The 677-nt window shown below is 47.0% G+C and carries 1 pseudogene; it reads left to right on the top strand.

Features of this window, described 5'->3' with window-relative positions:
- Window positions 1-677, top strand: a pseudogene (locus AB4496_RS21310) (chitin-binding protein); the annotation flags it as partial.

The raw sequence follows: 677 nt of genomic DNA on the forward strand, positions 1-677 counted from the left end.
GATCATTATCGATGCTTCAAACGTTAACGATTGGGCTCGCTTGTTGGCTTCAGAGATTAACGGCTGGCATGAAGAGTTTAAAGATGGCGCGATCTTCATTGGTGACTGGCACGCTGAAATGCAGCACTACATGTATTTCCAAAACGATCCTTCACGTAACTTCTTCAACTCAAAAGATAGCCGTGCTTCTGGTCAGTTAACGCTGATTGATGGTGGCGACGGTGGTGTTGAACCATTGAAAGGCGACATCTACGAGCTAGTGAAGAGTGACAACGTAGTGAATGCTGGCGACAAAGTTGTGATTGCAACAAGCGAAGCGGCGACATTGACTCAAACTCAAGGCTCTTCAGTAAGCATTCAAAATAACGGCACGGCTTCTATCGTAGTTGATACCACTGGCATCACTGCAAACGAAACTCTATCGTTTATGGCTAGCTCGATTGAAAGCGAAAGTGTTGAAACCTTCACTTTTGAAGTAATTGCTGATGACGGTGGCGTAACACCAGACCCAGATCCAACGCCGGATCCAGATCCGACTCCTGACCCAGACAATGGCACTTGGGACTCTTCAGCGACTTACCTAGGCGGTGAAGTAGTAACGTACTCGAACCAGTCTTGGAAAGCACAGTGGTGGATTCAAGGTGGTACAAACCCTAAAGCGACCTACGAAAATGATC

Source organism: Vibrio sp. 10N.222.46.A1, assembly GCF_041473595.1.
GTDB lineage: Bacteria > Pseudomonadota > Gammaproteobacteria > Enterobacterales > Vibrionaceae > Vibrio > Vibrio tasmaniensis_A.